Source organism: Litorilituus lipolyticus, assembly GCF_006439335.1.
Lineage (GTDB): Bacteria > Pseudomonadota > Gammaproteobacteria > Enterobacterales > Alteromonadaceae > Colwellia > Colwellia lipolytica.
Genome location: NZ_SAWY01000036.1, coordinates 198298 through 217101, shown reverse-complemented (window position 1 = coordinate 217101; position 18804 = coordinate 198298). Strand labels below are relative to the sequence as shown.

Genomic DNA, 18804 nt, shown 5'->3' with positions numbered 1-18804 from the left:
CCTATTCGCTATACATGCTGCTTAAAGAGGAAACCCGTTATTTAAGGGTAGTTAATTTTCACTGATACGCTAATATAAAATGAGCAAGAAATCCAGTTATTGAACAAGAGTGCAAAATTTATGTCCGACGCAAAAACAAATATTGGCGCCATTGAATGGTGTGATCTCACGGTAAATAACGCAGAAAATATTAAAGATTTTTATAGTGATGTCGTGGGTTGGCAATCTAAGGCTGAATCAATGGGGGAATATGATGATTACAATATAATATTACCCGAATCAGGCGACACCGTTGCAGGTATTTGCCATGCGCGAGGAAGCAACAGTAATTTGCCTGCACAATGGCTAATGTATGTTAACGTTGAAGATGTGAAAGCCAGCGCTAATAAATGCATAGCCCTTGGTGGTGAAGTGTTAGATGGTCCAAGAACAATGTGCGGTAAGCAATTTTGTGTAATAAAAGATCCCGCAGGCGCCGTGCTAGCGCTCGTCTCAGCATAAGTAGCTTCTGTATCAGTTAATTGATACTTTTGATCGGTTACTGATTTATCAAAAAAATAAAAAGCTGAATGATTAACCAATACCTGCAATAACGCGCTAAGGATAGAGGTAAAAAATTCAGCTGATTTAACCTGAACTCGGTTTAAGAAGTAAATTAACAATATAAAATATAGGGCATTATATTCAATTGATTTTCTAGTTTGATAGTTTTACTTAATTCAAGGCAAATTTCGCGTCAATAGCTAGCCTATTGCAAGTAAATTTAACGAAGAAGTCAGTAAAAATAGCAGCTAGAGAATTAGTTATTAAGCCGAGCTCAGGTTATTTAACAATACTAAACTTAAATACTTAGCTTGGATTCAAGTTGTTTAGCTCTCTCTGATCAGGTAATCAAAAGCTGATAATGATGCTTTGGCACCTTCGCCCATGGCAACAACAATTTGTTTGTATGGAACGGTGGAAACATCGCCTGCAGCAAAAATACCCGGTTCGGTGGTTTGACATTTTTCATCAATGATCACTTCACCATGCTGCGTTCTTTCTACCACGCCGTTTAAAAACTCACTGTTAGGGACTAAACCAATTTGCACAAATACACCTGACAAATCGCATTGTAAGATTTCACCTGTGGCACGATCTTCATATGCTAAACCAACAACACTGCCATTTTCTGCAACAATTTCTTTGGTGGCAACATTCTTAATAATCGATATTTTCTCATGAGCCAGCGCTTTTTCAACTAAGACTCGATCCGCCTTTAATTCCGGTAAAAATTCAAAAACCGTCACATGATTCACCATACCTGCTAAATCGAGTGCCGCTTCAATACCTGAGTTACCACCACCCACAACGGCTACATCTTTTCCTTTGAAGAATGGGCCATCACAATGAGGGCAGTAAGCAACACCTGAGCCAATATTTTCTTTTTCGCCCGGTACACCTAACTCTCTCCACTTCGCACCTGTGGCAATAATAACAGTCTTACTTTCAATCACTTCACCGCTTGAAAGATGCAATTTTTTATTTTGTCCTTTATCAATTTTATCAACACGTAAAAATTCTTTAATGGTGATATCGTAGTCTGCTAAATGCGCCTGCATGTTACCAGTTAATTCTGTCCCTGTGGTTTTTGGTACCGATATTAAGTTTTCAATACCGACGGTATCTTTAACTTGACCACCAATTCTGTCAGCTATCATAGTGACATTAAGGCCTTTACGCGCAGCATAAATAGCTGAGGCTACACCTGCTGGGCCTGCACCAATGACGGTTACATCCTGTAAAGGTAGTGATTCGGCATCATTACCTGCAACAATATAAGGGTAGTGTTGAATCAGTTTGTCCACTAATTGGGCGGTATCTATTTTGCCATTTGCAAACAACTCACCATTTAAATATACACTGGGTACGCCCTGGATATTTCGTTCATCAATCAGGGATTGGAATAAACCACCATCAATCATTTCTGCTGAAATATTGTCATTAAGCAATGCAAATTGATTCAATGATTGCACGACATCAGGACAATTATGACAACTAAGAGAAATAAACACTTCAAAATGAAGTTTATCGGTAATTTTTTCTACCATGGCCATTAAACTATTATCGAGTTTTAATGCGGTGCCTGATGATTGCAAAATTGCCAAAATTAATGAATTAAATTCATGTCCACTGGGGATCCCTGAAAAATAAATACCGTTTCGTTCACCATCCACTTCGAGATAAAAAGTGATAGGACTGCGTAAATGTTCATCGCGTTCAATGAGCTGCAAATTATCAGACACTGAACATAATTGTGTTAAAAATTCGGTTAATTCTGCTCGTTTACTATGTTCACCAGTTTGTAGCACTAGTGATACCTTACGAGTCATATTTTGAGTATATGATTTTAATGCGTTTAAAATATCGTTGCTTAACATGAGAATACCTCGAGATCATGAAGTGGGAAAAAGTTACTGGTGAATTGGCAGCCCAATGCTGGGCTGCCTTATATGCAGCTTAGATTTTACCTACTAAGTCTAAGCTTGGTGTTAACGTGGCTTCACCTTGCTCCCACGCTGCTGGACAAACTTCACCATCGTTGTCGCGAACATATTGAGCCGCTTTGACATTGCGTACCATGTCTTTTGCGTTTCGGCCAATACCACCAGCATGAATATGAGCCACTTGAATCACGCCATCTGGGTCTGCTAAGAACGTACCGCGATGTGCCATGTGGTCTTCTTCAATCATGACATCAAAGCCACGTGTAATTGCGCCTGTTTGGTCGCCCAACATTGGGAATTTAATTTTACCAATAGCATCTGATGAATCGTGCCAAGCTTTGTGTGAAAAGTGCGTATCAGTTGATACTGCGTAAACTTCTACACCAAGTTGTTGTAATTCTTCATATTGGTTAGCCATGTCTTCTAATTCAGTTGGACAAACAAATGTGAAGTCTGCTGGGTAAAATAAAAAGATAGACCATTTACCTTTGACGCTTTCTGAAGTGACTTCAGTAAACTCGCCATTGTGGAATGCTTTAGCTGTGAATTCTGGAACTAATTTGCCTATTTGAGCCATGAGTATTTCCTCTTTTAAAAAATAAAACGGTTAATTGTTTTGTGTTAAAAAGCGTATTTGCTTTCGATGTGAAAATAATAAGAAATCCTCTTCAATTAATAAAATTAATAAAATCTATATTGATATTCTAAAAAACTGAATTACATCGATAGATAATTCCATTACACTGAGAGTGATTTTGTTAATTCATTACCGTTCATATAGTGAGAGAGTTCTCATTAGGAATAACTTATTAGGTACGTCATTATGATTTCACTAAAACAATTACGTTATGCCCTTGCCGTAGAGAAAACACTGCATTTTAAAAAAGCGGCAGAAGCATGCAATGTATCGCAATCAGCTTTAAGCACTGCTATTAACGAGTTAGAAAAGCAATTAGGTGTTGCCGTATTCGAGCGAAATAATAAGCAAGTTTTAGTAACAAGCCATGGGCAGCTAATCTTAAACAAAGCCAAAAAAGTGCAACTTGAAGTCGACGAATTAATGCAAATTTCTCAACTCAATAATGCTCCTTTTCACAGCCCAATGTCTTTAGGGGTTATTCCTACCATTGGCCCCTATTTACTGCCTAAAGTATTGCCTGAGGTGCGAAAGCAGTTCCCTCAATTTAAATTGAAAATACATGAAGAGCAGTCTCATGTGTTGGTAGATATGGTACGAAATGGTGAAATTGACGCAGCTATCCTCGCGCTGCCTTACCCTATTGAGGGTTTAATGAGCTTCACTTTTTGGCAAGAGGACTTTTACTGGGTTAGCCATAAAGACGAGTGTCCAACGCAACTACAAGAGATAACGACTGAAGAACTTGAAATAGACAAACTAATGCTATTAAAAGATGGGCATTGTTTAAAAGATCATGCTCTTGCCGCCTGTAGCCTACAAAACCATAATCAAAACTCAGATTTTGACGCAGCAAGTCTGCATACCTTAATTCAAATGGTTGCTGGGAAGCTTGGCACCACCATTGTGCCACAAATGGCATTAGATCAACTGATTTACAATGAATCAGAACTCAGTGCGATACATTTAAATGAACCTGGCCCCCATAGAACGCTAGCATTAATAATAAGACCTAATTACGTTAGAACCGATGAACTAACAACACTAAAAGATATCTTTACCGAACAATTGACGCTTAAATGCAAATAACCAAGTTACAGTAAAAAGAATTTATCAACCGTTTACATAGAAAATAGACCATTGATATAGTTTTCTAACAACACATTAATAGAGGAAGTATATTCAATACAAGTCTCCAGAAAGCCTATGAGCTAAGCAATCTGGTTCGATATTGAAATTAACGATAAAAGGAAATGTTGTGAACAAATTATTAAACTTCTTATTTATGACCTCGCTAGTCCTCACTACAGGTAACGCCATTGCAAACGAACCTTTAATCGGGTCTTGGCAAGGTAACTTAGCCGTTTCGCCAACACAATCTATAGCGCTTATCTTTCACTTTACCCAAGAGAGCGACAAGTTAAAGGCAACATTGGATGTTCCTATTCAGCATCAATATGGCTTAGCCTTTAACAAGTCAACTCTAGAATCTGATCAGTTATCGTTAGCGTTAGATGCCGCTAATATACAGTATCAAGCGAAAATTATAGATGGTGAATTAATTGGCACTTATAGCCAAGGAGGTTTTAAAGCTCCATTAAAATTAAAGCCGACTACGACAGTATCTAAGCGAAAAAAGAAGGTGCAAGAAGTTACCGATATTGCCCCTTACACCATAGAACAAGTTAGTTTTCCTAACACAGTAGATGGTCACACACTTTCCGGTACTTTCACCTCGCCAAAAGGTGCTGTTAAGGCAATCGCTATACTGCTATCAGGCTCTGGGCCAACCACTCGTGATGCCGACGTATTTGGCCACAAAGTTTTTGCCGTATTAGCCGATCAACTTACCCGTAAAGGTATAGCCGTGTTACGTTTTGATGACCGAGGGGTTGGCAAATCTACAGGAGACTTTGCCACAGCTACTAGTGCAGATTTCGCCACTGATGCCAACGCAGCATATCAATTTCTAGCAACCCAAGTGCGCTTTAAGCACAGTAAAATTGGCTTTATTGGTCATAGTGAAGGCGGGCTTATTGGTGCTATTGCTGCAGCAAATAACCAAAAAATTGACTTCTTCGTCAGTTTAGCTGGGCCTGGTACATCTGGCGGGCAAATTCTTATTGATCAATCTTATGCTGTTCAAAAAATAAGAGGCCTTGATAGCAAAAAATTACAAGAAAGTGATAAAGTTCAACGACAAATTATTCATGCTATTGAGAATGGGATATCTTCAGACGAACTAGTAACCTTAATGACATCACTGAATATTTCTCAAGCACAAGCTGAAACGCAATCTAAACAAATGACCTCCCCTTGGTTTGAGTTTTTTATTAACACGAATCCCAAGCAGTATTTCAAAAAGCTAACTATGCCGGTATTGGCACTAAATGGGGCTCTAGATTTACAAGTGATAGCAAAGCAAAACATTGATGGAATCACGAAAGCCGTTGATCCATTGTTACTTACAAGTAAAATTTATCCTCAGTTGAATCACTTATTTCAACCTGCTATATCAGGGTTACCAGAAGAGTACAGTAAAATAGATATCACTTTTTCAGAGCAGGTTAGTGCTGATATCAGCCAATGGATTAAAGCACTTAATTAATCAATTTAAGCATTGCGCCTTAGATAAAAAGTAGCTTAAGCTTTTGATTTATTAACTAAAGTTCAATCAACAAATCACTTATATAATACTCATCGATTCAGAAGACAATTAAAAATGAACATTTTTCAGCCTGAATATCCCGTTAATACCCGAAATAACAACGCGCTTTTTTGGTTTCTGCAAATTATTGGCTGGGGGCTGTTTACTTTATTGAATTTAGCAGGAAGACAATATTTTGTTCATTTCCATGTCTCTGAATTAATTAACTCACTCGTACTAGGCAGTTGCTTAATTATTACTACAAGCTTATTGAGGAAATATTATCAATCTCGGCTGAACTCCACTCATATTGTTAAAACTATTGGCCATATGATTCTTGCTTCAATAGTGACAGCCTGCCTAACAATGATGCTATTTGCGGTAATTATTGTGCCCAATCAAATGGCCATTTTTAAAAGTAATGATCAACTGCTCTTTCAGCAAATTATGCTGAGCGCACCTATGATAGCTTTTTTAGTATTGGCTTGGTCAGCACTATATACCATGTTAAAGAAACAACAGCAGTTGAAGCACTCACAGCAAGCACAAAAACATCTGTCGCATTCTTTAAAAGAGGCACAACTCGACGTTTTTCTTAGTCAAATTAACCCTCATTTTATTTTTAATGCCATCAATAATATCAGAGCGCTCATTTTAGAGGATGCAGACAAAGCAAGGGATATGCTAGCTCATTTATCAGAAGTGATGCGATATACCATGCAAATTGATAAGGAAAAGCTGATCTCTTTTAGTGAAGAGATTGATATTGTCGAACAATATATCGCACTAAATTCTCTACAATTTGAGGATAAGCTCACTACTGAGTACAACTTAGCACCTGAAACAATGTCGTTATTACTGCCGCCAATGGTTTTACAATTATTAGTAGAAAACGCCATTAAGCATGGTATTGGTAAATTAACCGCTGGGGGTATAATTAAAATAACCAGTGAACTACATCAAGAGCACTGGCTAATTTCAGTAGAAAACAGTGGTGAATTATTAGCGAAAAATAATCCTAAACAAGCACGTTCAGGGGTAGGCCTTAATAACATCAAGCAACGTTTAGCCCTAGTTTATGGGAAGAAAAGTTCTTTTACCCTTGAAAGCTCAGATATTGGCGTTAAAGCAATGATGAGTTTACCTAGGTAAACAATTACTAGGTTTTTAATAATAACAAATGGAATGACAATGATTACCGCTATTATTGTAGAAGATTCAAGGTTAGCGCGACTTGAATTAAAATCTCAATTAGAAAAAATACCTTATGTGCATTGCGTCGCAGAAGCTGAAAACATCGAAAAGGCACTGACACTTTATCAAGAACACAAACCAGATTTGGTCTTTCTTGATATCGATTTACCTGATGGTAACGGGTTTGACTTTCTCACTCAGCTTGAACACGCACCTTATGTAATATTTACCACGGCATTTCAAGAGTATGCTTTACAAGCATTTGAGCAAGATGCCATTGATTATTTACTAAAGCCTTATACTCAAAAACGATTAAACCAAGCGTGTGAAAAAGTAAAATTAATTACTCAAAGAAATACTAATCAAAACAGTGATCTTAGTGAAAGCTTAATGACCTTAGCCAGCCAGTTTTTTGTCAAAGACGGTAAACAATGTTGGTTAATTAAACTAGAGCAAGTGGAACGTTTTGAATCCATGGGTAACTATACTCGAGTCTATTTTGCAGATAAAAAGCCGATGATTTATAAAACACTGGCACAAATAGAAGCAAGATTACCCAAAGATAGTTTCTTTCGCATTAGCAGACAAAATATTGTGCAACTTAATACCATCAATAATATTGAGACTTGTAGTACAGGTGGTTTAGAGTTGACCCTGAACAGTGGTGCAATAGTTGAAGTTTCTCGCCGGCAAAGCAGTGTATTTAAAGCAGTATTAGCTTTGTAAATAGCAATGAACAAGTAGCGGTTTTATCATCTATTTTTCTGAACATAGTGATGCAATTTATCAAATTTACTCAAAATGAGTTCACTGTCATTATGCTTAAGAACTCAACAAAAAGGTGACTACTATGAGAAAATTGATTCAACTTATAAAAGCAGTTTTTGTCGCAAAAACTAATAAGAATTCAGCGAAAGATTGTAATTACCCAAATAATTACTATGGCGATCAGCAGTGTCAATAACTGCTGTAGCTTTTAACAACCATCACACTTGCCATTCTTAGGTTGATAATCAATGACATTCCCTTGTTTATCAACTGAAAAATGGCAACAATCTTCATAAATGCCTTTTAATAATTCCCTGCTTTTTTGAACTCTTGATTTTAAAGTTGAATAACTAACGCCTTGCTTATTGGCATAGTCTTTTTGTGACTCACCGTGTACATCAATCGCCGTTAATAAATCAGCGTGCTCTTCAGGCAAAGCAGAAATAAAAGGCACGACACATGTTAAAAATTCCTGCTGAACTGATATTTCATCTTGTTCAAACCATAGCTTTTCATCCGCTAAAGCATTCGCTTTTGCCTTATGTCGATAAAATTTATCGTGGTTCTATTCGCCACCTGAAAAAGCCATGACTTAACGCTCGTCGCTGCACGAATATCAGATAAACCCTGATGAGTTTTTATCAGCACTTCTTGCAGTAAATCTTCGACATCATCATGATCAGCTACACGCTTGAGTAAAAATGCTCTTAATGCTGACTGATATTCCTGCCAGAGCTCTTCTAGATTCATCGTATTATGCGTCAGGAAGCTTTTCATCTAGTGCTTTTAATGAACGAAGGAATAAGCCTAATCCGCCCATAGCCAGTACTAAAATTACAATCAAATCAAACGATGTCATGGTTCTAAACGAAAATCGAATTGATGATATTACACCAAATATAAGCGCTGTTACTGAGCCTATAGATAAAATCCAACCCAGAATATTTTTACTATTATAAAAAATCAAACCAACACCGAAAATAAACGGGATCATGATCATACCGCTGGTAATATTATAAGAGCCACCCATGGCCGAAAAACCATATAAACGCATACCCATACCAAAGCTTGATGTGACGGTAATTGCATTTAACAGCATATAAAAACCACCACACATCATTACTAAGCCAATAAAAAATTGCCCTAATCCACCCGATGTACCACCTGCACCTTTCATAAATATTCCTTTAACAGTAAAACAGCCAATATAATTATTATTTTTAACTGGTTAAATTTTTCACTATTTAAACATATTCAGTCAATCAATGTGTCGACTTTTTTACCCGCAATTGAAACCACAATATATTTTGTAGGGCATTAATATTTCATAACAATTATTATTTGGGTTTTATGTGTAATTACTTTATTTTAAACATTTGAAAACTGAACCGACCTATTATCAAAAAATCGATCTACAACAGGAAACGACATGCCACATTTTATCGTAGATTGCTCTGAGAGCATTCTTGCATCTTATGATGAAGAATACATTATTGAGCAAATACACCTAGTTGCTGAGAACTCAGATTTATTCGACAATAATGATATTAAAGTCAGGTTAAACACCTTTAAAAAATATTCCGTTGGTAATGCTCGACAAGACTTTATTCATGTTTTTGCTCATATCATGCAAGGTAGAACTACCAAGCAAAAAGCGGCACTTTCTCAGCATATAGTTGAAAAATTGACGGAGTTATTTCCAGATATAGCGAATATCGCCATGAACATTAGCGATTTCGAAAAGGCAACCTATTGCAACCGTTCAATGTTGTAATAGTTAATATTTATAAAAAATCAGGTCATGCATATATGAGTAGTCCTTGGGGTGGTATTTACTTATCTGCCATCAACAGAAATCAACAAAACAAATTTGAACAAGCACAAAAAATACTGATCACTCTTGATATTCGTGTTGAGTATCTCGGTAAAACGGTCGTTTCAACTAGCCATAATACCTATATTGGCGAGCGCCTTATGCTTGAAGGTAAAACCTATTCAATTGACATACAAACCACAGTATTAGCGTCTGGATTATTAAATACCATTTGTTGTATTTCTGATAATACTACCAGTTACGAACAAACATTCAATTTAGCACCCAATGAACCTGCCTCTTCAGTAGTTGCCGATAACGATAGACTGTCGATAAGTATTTTAGCCATACCTTGCTCAAATTAAAGTGCCAATAAAACAACATTGTCTATTTACAAAACAATTACTTGTCTTTAATTACAGACTGTATATACTACCAGTACTACTGTGTAAATTTACAGGAATTATGCTATGGAAAACTTACGTCCATTAACAGCAAGACAGCAACAAATTTTTGATTTAATAAAAGAAAAAATACAAGAAACAGGCATGCCGCCAACGCGTGCTGAAATTGCTGAGTTTTTTGGCTTTAAATCTGCCAATGCAGCTGAAGAACACTTAAAAGCATTAGCTAAAAAAGGCTATATTGAGATGTTAGCTGGCACCTCTCGAGGTATTCGTTTGGTAGAAGAACAGCTTGAAGAGGAAGGCATTCCTTTAATTGGTCAAGTTGCTGCGGGTGAACCAATCCTCGCCCAAGAGCATGTTGAAGATCATTACAAACTCGATGGCAGCCTCTTCCATCCTGCTGCCGATTATTTACTGCGTGTAAATGGTGAAAGCATGAAAGAAATTGGTATTATGGATGGCGATTTATTAGCAGTACACCAAACAACTGACGTGCACAATGGGCAAGTTATTGTGGCGCGCGTTGAAGATGATGTTACGGTTAAGCGCTACAAGCGAGAAGGTAATATTGTTTATTTACATGCTGAAAATGATGCATTTGATCCCATTAAGGTCGACTTAACAGCACAGCACTTCAATATTGAAGGCATTGCTGTTGGCATTGTTCGCAACGGTAACTGGATGTAGCCTATACTGCTAATAACTTTATTGGAGTATTTTAGCGATATTCCAATAAAGCCCAACTTGTAAGATGATAATATTCATTATCATTTTCTCCCAATAGCTAATCTTTACTGCTATTCCCCATTATTTTGAGACAAACACCGCTTTTTTCTAGCTAATAACAATTATTTTTTTGTGATATATGTCACTTTAATTGAAAAATTTTTCAGCTATTACTTTTCAGTATTCATCTAGCCTAGCTCAATAGTTAGAGTTATTACTCCATTGAATTAATTGGCTTTTTTGCCAACTATGTCCTATAAAAATAATTGACCTAGATCAATTTTTAGGTAATCCTAAACAAGGATAGAACAAAAAATGACCATAACAAGAATAAAAAGACGTCAATACGCTAATACAATCCTTTCAGATTATTATTGCTCGTTCACGTCGTTAATTTACTAAATAAAACTATAAAGAATTAACAGATATTCAGTTCAGTGGGCCGTGATTTACATTGCTGCATTTCTGTTTCTAACAACATACCTGTTGGTATTAGAGGCAAGGAGATGTCGAGTGAGAGGACGTAACCGAATATGGCTGCTATTGGTAAGTTTATTTTCCAATGCTGCTTGGTCTGATTCGCAGTTGAATCTAACTAAAGGTGTTACCGCAATCAGTAATGAAGTTTATGACTTACATATGCTGGTGCTATACATTTGTACTGCCATAGGCGTTATAGTCTTTGGTGTCATGTTTTGGTCAATTATTTTCCATCGAAAATCGAAAGGCGCAAAGCCAGCAGATTTTCATGAAAGTACTAAGATAGAAATTCTTTGGACCGCCATCCCTGTTGTTATTCTAATAGCTATGGCCATTCCCGCTACCAGCACGTTAATAGCCATGGAAGATAATAGTGATTCTGATATCACCATTCAAGTTACGGGCTCACAATGGAAATGGCATTACAAATATTTCGATCAAGACATTGAATTCTATTCTGTTCTCTCTACCCCACGAGAACAATATGAAAATCATAATGGTGAACCTGCAACACGCAGTGAACATTATCTAATCGAAGTTGATAAACCCTTAGTCATTCCCGTGAATAAAAAGGTTCGTTTTTTACTAACTTCTGATGATGTAATTCATTCTTGGTGGGTACCTGCTTTTGCCGTTAAACAAGATGCCAACCCCGGCTTTATCAATGAAGCGTGGGCAAAAGTAGATAAACCGGGCATTTACCGCGGTCAATGTGCCGAACTATGTGGTAAAGACCACGGCTTTATGCCCGTTGTCGTAGAAGTTAAGTCTGAAGAAGATTATCAACAGTGGCTTAAAGAGCAACAACAACTCATTGCTGATGCCGCAAATGCAGAGCAAGCTTCATTAAGTGCTTCAATGAGTAAAGAAGAACTCATGCAACTGGGTGAATCTACATATCTTGCACATTGTGCAGCCTGTCATCAGCCAACAGGTTTAGGTATTCCTCCTGCTTTTCCTGCTCTTAAGGGAAGCCCTATTGCGACAACAGGCAGCATAGAAGAACACATCGACATTGTCTTTAACGGTAAAGCCGGCACAGGTATGCAAGGTTATGGAAAACAACTGAGCTTAAAAGAAATTGCCGCCGTAGTCACTTTCGAGCGTAATGCTTGGGGTAATGACACGGGTGACTTAGTACAAAGCGCCGATGTAAAAGCTGCCAGCGGAGAATAACAAATGACCACAGATACGCTAGAAAATACCGAACATCACGAAGAGCATCATGCTCAACCCAGTGGTATAAAGCGCTGGCTTTATACAACAAACCATAAAGACATTGGCACGCTATATTTATGGTTTTCTTTTATTATGTTATTAGTTGGCGGTGGCCTCGCCATGATAATTCGGGCTGAACTATTCCAGCCCGGCTTACAAATCGTTGAGCCTGATTTTTTCAATCAGTTAACCACAACACATGGTTTAATCATGGTGTTTGGTGCCATTATGCCAGCCTTCACTGGTTTTGCTAACTGGATGATCCCTATGATGATAGGTGCTCCTGATATGGCATTACCACGTATGAATAACTGGAGCTTTTGGATTCTACCTTTTGCATTTAGCATACTCATAGGCTCTTTCTTCATGGAAAGTGGCGCGCCAAACTTTGGTTGGACATTTTATGCACCACTATCAACAACCTATTCAAATGGTAGTACAGCATTCTTTGTCTTTGCCGTTCATATTATGGGGATATCTTCTATTATGGGCGCAATCAATGTCATCGTCACCATTATGAATATGCGTGCGCCCGGCATGACCTACATGAAAATGCCTTTATTTGTTTGGACCTTTTTTATCACTGCCTATTTGCTCATTGCGGTAATGCCAGTGTTAGCGGGTGTTGTTACCATGGTACTTACAGATACTTATTTTGGAACCAGCTTCTTTAATGCTGCGGGCGGTGGTGATCCTGTCATGTTCCAGCATATCTTCTGGTTTTTTGGACACCCGGAAGTTTACATTATGATTTTGCCTGCATTCGGGATTGTTTCTACTATCATCCCAGCATTTGCCCGTAAAAAATTATTTGGCTATAGCTCTATGGTCTATGCGACCGCATCAATTGCTTTATTGTCATTTATTGTTTGGGCGCATCATATGTTTACCACAGGGATGCCGCTCTTTGGCGAGCTATTCTTCATGTATTGCACCATGTTAATCGCCGTACCTACAGGGGTGAAAGTATTCAATTGGGTAGCAACAATGTGGCGCGGCTCAATGAGTTTTGAGATACCTATGCTGTTCTCTATCGCTTTTGTTATATTATTTACTATTGGTGGCTTCTCAGGTTTGATGCTGGCATTAACGCCTGTTGATTTCCAATATCATGATACTTACTTCGTTGTTGCTCATTTTCATTATGTACTGGTGACAGGTTCATTGTTCTCAATCTTTGCGGGGACGTATTATTGGCTACCTAAATGGACAGGCCATATGTACAACCAGACATTAGCTCAATGGCACTTCTGGTGCTCTATTATTAGTGTCAACCTATTGTTCTTCCCTATGCATTTCCTTGGTTTAGCAGGTATGCCTAGACGAATTCCTGATTACGCATTGCAGTTTGCCGATTTTAATAAATGGGTCAGTATTGGCGGCTTTGCATTTGGCCTATCTCAACTGCTTTTCCTTGCCGTCGTTATTAAGTGTATTCGAAGCGGAGAGAAAGCAGCAGATAAACCTTGGGATGGTGCTGAGGGACTTGAATGGACGGTTGCAAGCCCAGCTCCATACCATACCTTTAGTACGCCGCCAGCGATCAAAGACGAGTAATCATTATGACTAGCGATAAGCCAACACCGCAAAGCCATACAACCACTGTGAAAAAGCTCATGTTTGTCGTAGTGGGTATGTTTGCGTTTGGCTTCGCTTTAGTCCCATTGTATGACGTGTTTTGTGATATTACGGGCCTAAACGGTAAAACTAATGATGAAGCAGTAGCATACACGGCTGATGGTATCGATACCTCACGAACGGTTACTGTACAGTTTATTACTCATAATGCTAAGCAAATACCTTGGAAATTTAAGCCACTTATTCAACAAATAAAAGTACACCCAGGTGAACAAAAAGTGGTGAAGTTTTACGCTAAAAATCAAGCTACTCAAGCCATTGTTGGTCAAGCAGTGCCTTCTGTTTCACCGGGAATCGCTGCCGGCTACTTTCAAAAAATAGAATGCTTTTGTTTTGAACGACAACCGTTACAAGCCGATGAAGAAGTTGAAATGGCATTACAGTTTTATGTAGATGTTGATCTGCCAAAAGATATATCAACACTCACATTATCTTATACGTTATACGACATTAGCGAAAAAATTGCCTCCTTATAAATTCATATTTAAGGAGATAAGGAACTAATATGACAACTAAAGAATATGAAAGCTATTACGTACCCAGTCAAAGCCACTGGCCTATTATCGGTGCTATTGCGCTATTTCTCATCGCCATTGGTGCGGGGAATTATGTCAGTAACTTGAATAGTGAAGAAAGTGGCTATGGCGGATATGTCTTACTCGCTGGTATCGCCTTAGTACTATATATGATTTACGGCTGGTTTAGTGATGTCATCACCGAATCTTTGGCGGGTAAATATTCACATCAAATGGATAACTCATTTAAACAAGGCATGAGTTGGTTCATTTTCTCTGAAGTTATGTTTTTTGCCGCTTTCTTTGGGGCGTTATTATACTTACGAGTATTCTCAGTACCTTGGCTTGGTGGCGAAGGCAACAATGCTGAAACTGCAGCGGTTTTATGGCCTGACTTCACAGCAGCATGGCCTTTACTAAAAACACCTGACGGCACTGAAACCACAGCTATGGGCTGGTATGGCTTACCATTACTGAATACCGTACTGTTATTAACTTCATCAATTACTGCACACTTCGCTCATTCTGCACTAATCAAGAACAACCGTAGCCAATTAAAAGTTTGGCTAGGGATCACCATTTTACTTGGTCTAGCCTTTATGTACTTTCAAGTACTAGAGTATGCACATGGCTATTCTGAAGAGATGCGCCTTTACCTTACTAGTGGTGTTTACGGTAATAGTTTCTACTTATTAACTGGCTTTCATGGCATGCACGTAACATTAGGTTGCATTATGCTTATTGTGATGTTTTTTAGGGTACTCAAAGGACACTTTACAGCAGAAAATCACTTTGCATTTAAAGCGGCTAGTTGGTATTGGCATTTTGTCGATGTAGTTTGGGTAATGCTATTTGTTTTTGTTTATATTATTTAATGAGTACTGCCATTGCGAGATGTTAGCATAAAGTCAAATATTATCAGAAAAATTGGCTGGGTCATTTTCACCTTTGCCATTTTTTCTGCGCTAGTTAAACTCGCCCACTGGCAATATTCTAGAGCTATAGAGAAACAAGCCCGCCTTAGTAAAATAGCCTATCTAAAGAAAACTAATCCGATTACATTGGCGCAAGTCGTAGCTCTTGCAAACAACCCAGAAGAAGACATTAACGACATGCCAATCGAGCTTTCAGCAAAGATAAATAATGACTTTATTTTCTTACTCGACAACCAAGTGCATCAGGGTCAACTTGGCTATCGAGTTTTTCAAATTGCTCAAACCGAACACCATGGGGTTTTAGTCAATCTAGGCTGGGTACTAGGCAATATAGATAGAACCAAATTACCGGAAATCACCCCGATTTTGGGTGAGCAACAATTTAAAGCTCATGTACGGGTCGTAGAGCAAGGCATTATTCTTAAGGAAGATGATTTCTCATCGGTGAGTTGGCCCCAAAGAGTGCAGCAAATTGACCTTTCAGCCTTCAATAAATTGCTTGAGAATCAGCTAAAACAACCTTTATTACCGTTCGTTGCCTATGTAGATGAAGCTGAGTCTATAGGCTATCAAAAGAGTTGGCAGCCCATTGTTATGCCGCCAGAGAAACATCAAGCTTATGCCTTTCAATGGTTCTGTTTAGCCATTGCATGGTTACTACTTATGGCATGGGTTAGTGGTGTATTTACTTGGTTTAAAGCCTACTTTCAACAAAAAATAATAATTTCCAATAAGGTTTAATATGAGCACTTTAGACACCACAACCATTCGAACTTCTTCGAGTAAAATGAAGTCAAAAACGACCTTCTTGTTAATGCTTGCAGCCTTTGCCTTGCCCGTAATATTGGCCAAATTAGCACTTAACTATAATTGGTTAAATTACGGCGTTACCAATAAAGGAACCTTAATTGAACAACTTGTTACTCTAGAGCAGCTTAATATTGATAACACAAATTTCGCTAAAAAGTGGTTGCTTTTGTATCACCCAACAAAACACTGTAACACCATTTGCCAAAGCAGCATGAAAGCTTTATACAACACTTATTTGGCCTTAGGCAAAGACAAACCAAGAGTGTTGCCCGTTGCATTATTAAGTAATGAGCAAAGTCAGCAATATCATGCTGTCGAGCAAGCAACTGATTGGCACTTTTCACCTACAACACAAAAATCGACAGAAACGTTTACACAGCCACAAGTATTAATTGTTGACCCGCTAGGTAACATCATTTTATCCCATCAGTTACCCACAGATGAAAGCAATCAAACAGTATTTGGTAAGCAAGTATTGGCCGACATGAAAAAATTACTGAAATACTCCAAAGTAGGTTAAGGGGAAGTACGATATGGAACACGGAAAAATAAACCTTCAGCGATTAGTACTTGTCAGTATGTTATTAGCCATTATGGTGATTGGGCTTGGTGCCTATACTCGTTTGACTCATGCCGGTTTGGGCTGCCCTGATTGGCCAACATGTTATGGCTTAATTGATGTCCCCGAAACCGCTGAACAAATTAAAAAAGCTGAATTAGCTTTTCCTGAAAGGCCTGTTGAACCCGCTAAAGCATGGAATGAAATGATCCATCGTTATTTTGCCGGCGCCTTAGGCTTGTTTATATTCTCAATAGCGTTGTTATCTTTCAAATGTAGACAACTGCATGTCCCGTTAAAATTACCATTATTTATTGCCTGTTTAGTGGTGTTTCAAGGTGCGTTAGGCATGTGGACAGTTACCATGAAACTTATGCCTATTGTGGTGATGGGGCATTTGCTTGGCGGTTTTACCACGCTGTGTTTACTGTTCTTGCTCTATTTACGGTTATCGAATAAAAGACAAGCCATACCTTCAAGCAATAATATAACTCGTTTAGGTCTTGTTGGACTTTTCATTTTAGCAAGTCAAATTGCGTTAGGTGGCTGGACTTCAGCCAACTATGCCGCCACAAGTTGTGTTGAATTACCCATATGCCAGGGTGATTGGTCAACACAGTTAAATTTCTCAAAAGCATTTGAATTGATCCCCCCCGAAAAGGAAAGCTATGAATTTGGACACTTAGCCTTTAATGAACGTGTCACTATTCATGTTAGTCATAGGATAGGGGCTATTATCACAACCTTATATTTGCTTTGGCTTGCCGCGATGGTTTTTCGCAAGGAAACAAATGCAGCCACCAAATCTGCAGCCAAACTATTACTACTTGTGCTAACAGTTCAGGTCGGGTTAGGGATCAGTAATATTTGGTTTGCCTTACCTTTAGCCGTTGCCGTAGCTCACAATGTCGTCGCAGTTTGCCTAATGATGTGCTTAATTGCCGTAATCTTTCTAGCCCAAAACAGCCAGCCAATGTTTTCTAACCATACGCTGTCGGAGTAACTCAAGATGAATAAAACTATACATAAGAATTTAGCTGGCATTGTCACTCCAACAAACACTAACGAGGTGAGCCTTTCAAACTCGGCAACAATTCCATGGCGAGCATATTATGAAATGACTAAACCTAGAGTAGTGGCATTACTTGTTCTTACCGCGCTTGTCGGGATGAGTTTGTCAGTTCCAGGCGGTTTACCATGGCAAATTCTTATTCCTGCTATGTTGGGCATAGGTTTATTGTCTTCTTCTGCAGCAGCAATAAACCATATCGTAGATCAAAAAATTGATACCATTATGGGAAGAACTCACAATCGCCCATTACCTACAGGCCAAGTGACCACAAGCAATGCCATTATCTTTTCATGCACGTTGGCAATAACAGGCTTTGCGTTACTTTATCAACTGGTTAATCCATTAACCGCCTACTTAACTTTAGCTGGCCTAGTCGGATATAGCTTTGTTTACACGTTATATCTAAAACGAGCAACTCCGCAAAACATCACAATTGGTGGCCTAGCTGGTGCCATTCCTCCATTATTGGGTTGGACAGCAATGACCAATGAAATTCATGGTCACGCATTGTTATTAGTGCTAATCATCTTTACGTGGACACCACCACACTTCTGGGCGTTGGCGATACATCGCAAAAACGATTACGCCAAAGTAAATATTCCTATGTTGCCTGTGACCCATGGCGTTGACTTTACTAAAACACAAATATTACTTTATACCGTACTATTATTTGTCGTTTGTTTATTACCTTACCTCGTAGGTATGAGTGGCTGGCTTTATCTATTAGGCTCTGTCACGTTAAATCTAATGTTCTTTTACTATGCATGGCAATTGAAGTTTAATGATAAAGAAGGCACTGCGTTTGCCACATTTAAGTTCTCCATCGTCCACTTAATGGCACTATTTATTATTTTACTATTCGATCATTACTTGCTGGCTAGTGTGTAGAAAGGAAAAGC

21 protein-coding genes are annotated in these 18804 nt (G+C 38.3%); 16 read left to right on the top strand and 5 right to left on the bottom strand.

The window, feature by feature from the left end; all coding sequences use genetic code 11:
* The first annotated feature begins 120 nt into the window (after positions 1-120).
* Entirely contained in the window at positions 121-501 is a 381-nt protein-coding gene (locus EPA86_RS14450) for a VOC family protein (protein WP_140604828.1), read from the top strand.
* Between the two features lie 368 nt (positions 502-869).
* On the opposite strand, the gene ahpF is transcribed toward EPA86_RS14450, so the two are convergent.
* Together ahpF and ahpC are read right to left on the bottom strand one after the other, a co-directional pair.
* Complete coding sequence (gene ahpF / locus EPA86_RS14445; RefSeq protein ID WP_140604826.1) at positions 870-2420, bottom strand: alkyl hydroperoxide reductase subunit F; 1551 nt, start codon at positions 2418-2420, stop codon at positions 870-872.
* A 79-nt stretch (positions 2421-2499) separates the two neighbouring features.
* Entirely contained in the window at positions 2500-3063 is a 564-nt protein-coding gene (gene ahpC, locus EPA86_RS14440) for an alkyl hydroperoxide reductase subunit C (protein WP_140604824.1), read from the bottom strand.
* Positions 3064-3309: 246 nt separating this feature from the next.
* Here ahpC and EPA86_RS14435 point away from each other — a divergent pair, with 246 nt between their 5' ends.
* From EPA86_RS14435 to EPA86_RS14420, 4 genes are all read left to right on the top strand, one after another.
* A complete protein-coding gene (locus EPA86_RS14435; RefSeq protein WP_140604822.1) occupies positions 3310-4212 on the top strand; it encodes a hydrogen peroxide-inducible genes activator in 903 nt (300 codons plus the stop codon).
* A gap of 169 nt (positions 4213-4381) precedes the next feature.
* A complete protein-coding gene (locus tag EPA86_RS14430; protein WP_140604820.1) occupies positions 4382-5731 on the top strand; it encodes an alpha/beta hydrolase in 1350 nt (449 codons plus the stop codon).
* A 114-nt stretch (positions 5732-5845) separates the two neighbouring features.
* Positions 5846-6922: a sensor histidine kinase gene (locus EPA86_RS14425; protein WP_140604818.1), complete on the top strand. Its 1077-nt coding sequence runs from the start codon at positions 5846-5848 to the stop codon at positions 6920-6922.
* 39 nt (positions 6923-6961) lie between these two features.
* Positions 6962-7690, top strand: coding sequence for a LytR/AlgR family response regulator transcription factor (locus EPA86_RS14420; protein ID WP_246058410.1), 729 nt, complete (start codon positions 6962-6964; stop codon positions 7688-7690).
* 250 nt (positions 7691-7940) lie between these two features.
* Here EPA86_RS14420 and EPA86_RS18400 read toward each other — a convergent pair whose 3' ends face one another.
* The 3 genes from EPA86_RS18400 to EPA86_RS14410 all read right to left on the bottom strand — a co-directional run bounded on the left by EPA86_RS18400 (position 7941) and on the right by EPA86_RS14410 (position 8909).
* Positions 7941-8186 carry a sigma factor-like helix-turn-helix DNA-binding protein gene (locus tag EPA86_RS18400; protein WP_246058408.1) on the bottom strand — a complete coding sequence of 82 codons (246 nt, stop codon included), beginning with the start codon at positions 8184-8186 and terminating at the stop codon, positions 7941-7943.
* 65 nt (positions 8187-8251) lie between these two features.
* A complete protein-coding gene (locus tag EPA86_RS18395) occupies positions 8252-8482 on the bottom strand; it encodes a sigma factor (RefSeq protein WP_246058406.1) in 231 nt (76 codons plus the stop codon).
* 4 nt (positions 8483-8486) lie between these two features.
* Positions 8487-8909 (bottom strand): hypothetical protein, encoded by a 423-nt coding sequence (locus EPA86_RS14410; RefSeq protein ID WP_140604814.1) that lies wholly within the window; start codon positions 8907-8909, stop codon positions 8487-8489.
* A 252-nt stretch (positions 8910-9161) separates the two neighbouring features.
* On the opposite strand from EPA86_RS14410, the gene EPA86_RS14405 reads away from it, so the two are divergent.
* The 11 genes from EPA86_RS14405 (at position 9162) to cyoE (ending at position 18793) form a co-directional block, all read left to right on the top strand.
* Entirely contained in the window at positions 9162-9506 is a 345-nt protein-coding gene (locus tag EPA86_RS14405; RefSeq protein ID WP_140604812.1) for a 5-carboxymethyl-2-hydroxymuconate Delta-isomerase, read from the top strand.
* Between the two features lie 35 nt (positions 9507-9541).
* Positions 9542-9910, top strand: coding sequence for a hypothetical protein (locus EPA86_RS14400; RefSeq protein WP_140604810.1), 369 nt, complete (start codon positions 9542-9544; stop codon positions 9908-9910).
* Positions 9911-10015: 105 nt separating this feature from the next.
* Complete coding sequence (gene lexA, locus EPA86_RS14395; RefSeq protein ID WP_140604808.1) at positions 10016-10639, top strand: transcriptional repressor LexA; 624 nt, start codon at positions 10016-10018, stop codon at positions 10637-10639.
* A gap of 552 nt (positions 10640-11191) precedes the next feature.
* Positions 11192-12334: a cytochrome c oxidase subunit II gene (gene coxB, locus EPA86_RS14390; protein ID WP_140604806.1), complete on the top strand. Its 1143-nt coding sequence runs from the start codon at positions 11192-11194 to the stop codon at positions 12332-12334.
* Between the two features lie 3 nt (positions 12335-12337).
* A complete protein-coding gene (gene ctaD / locus EPA86_RS14385) occupies positions 12338-13933 on the top strand; it encodes a cytochrome c oxidase subunit I (RefSeq protein ID WP_140604804.1) in 1596 nt (531 codons plus the stop codon).
* A 5-nt stretch (positions 13934-13938) separates the two neighbouring features.
* Positions 13939-14490 (top strand): cytochrome c oxidase assembly protein, encoded by a 552-nt coding sequence (locus tag EPA86_RS14380; RefSeq protein ID WP_140604802.1) that lies wholly within the window; start codon positions 13939-13941, stop codon positions 14488-14490.
* Positions 14491-14519: 29 nt separating this feature from the next.
* Positions 14520-15404, top strand: a complete 885-nt coding sequence (locus tag EPA86_RS14375) for a cytochrome c oxidase subunit 3 (protein WP_140604800.1) — start codon at positions 14520-14522, stop codon at positions 15402-15404.
* A 12-nt stretch (positions 15405-15416) separates the two neighbouring features.
* Positions 15417-16205 (top strand): SURF1 family protein, encoded by a 789-nt coding sequence (locus EPA86_RS14370; protein WP_170309667.1) that lies wholly within the window; start codon positions 15417-15419, stop codon positions 16203-16205.
* 1 nt (position 16206) lies between these two features.
* Positions 16207-16794: a hypothetical protein gene (locus tag EPA86_RS14365; protein WP_140604796.1), complete on the top strand. Its 588-nt coding sequence runs from the start codon at positions 16207-16209 to the stop codon at positions 16792-16794.
* 13 nt (positions 16795-16807) lie between these two features.
* The gene (locus EPA86_RS14360; RefSeq protein WP_140604794.1) at positions 16808-17836 is read left to right on the top strand and encodes a COX15/CtaA family protein; all 1029 of its coding nucleotides are present in this window, start codon (positions 16808-16810) and stop codon (positions 17834-17836) included.
* A gap of 6 nt (positions 17837-17842) precedes the next feature.
* Entirely contained in the window at positions 17843-18793 is a 951-nt protein-coding gene (gene cyoE / locus EPA86_RS14355; protein ID WP_140604792.1) for a heme o synthase, read from the top strand.
* Positions 18794-18804: the final 11 nt, after the last annotated feature.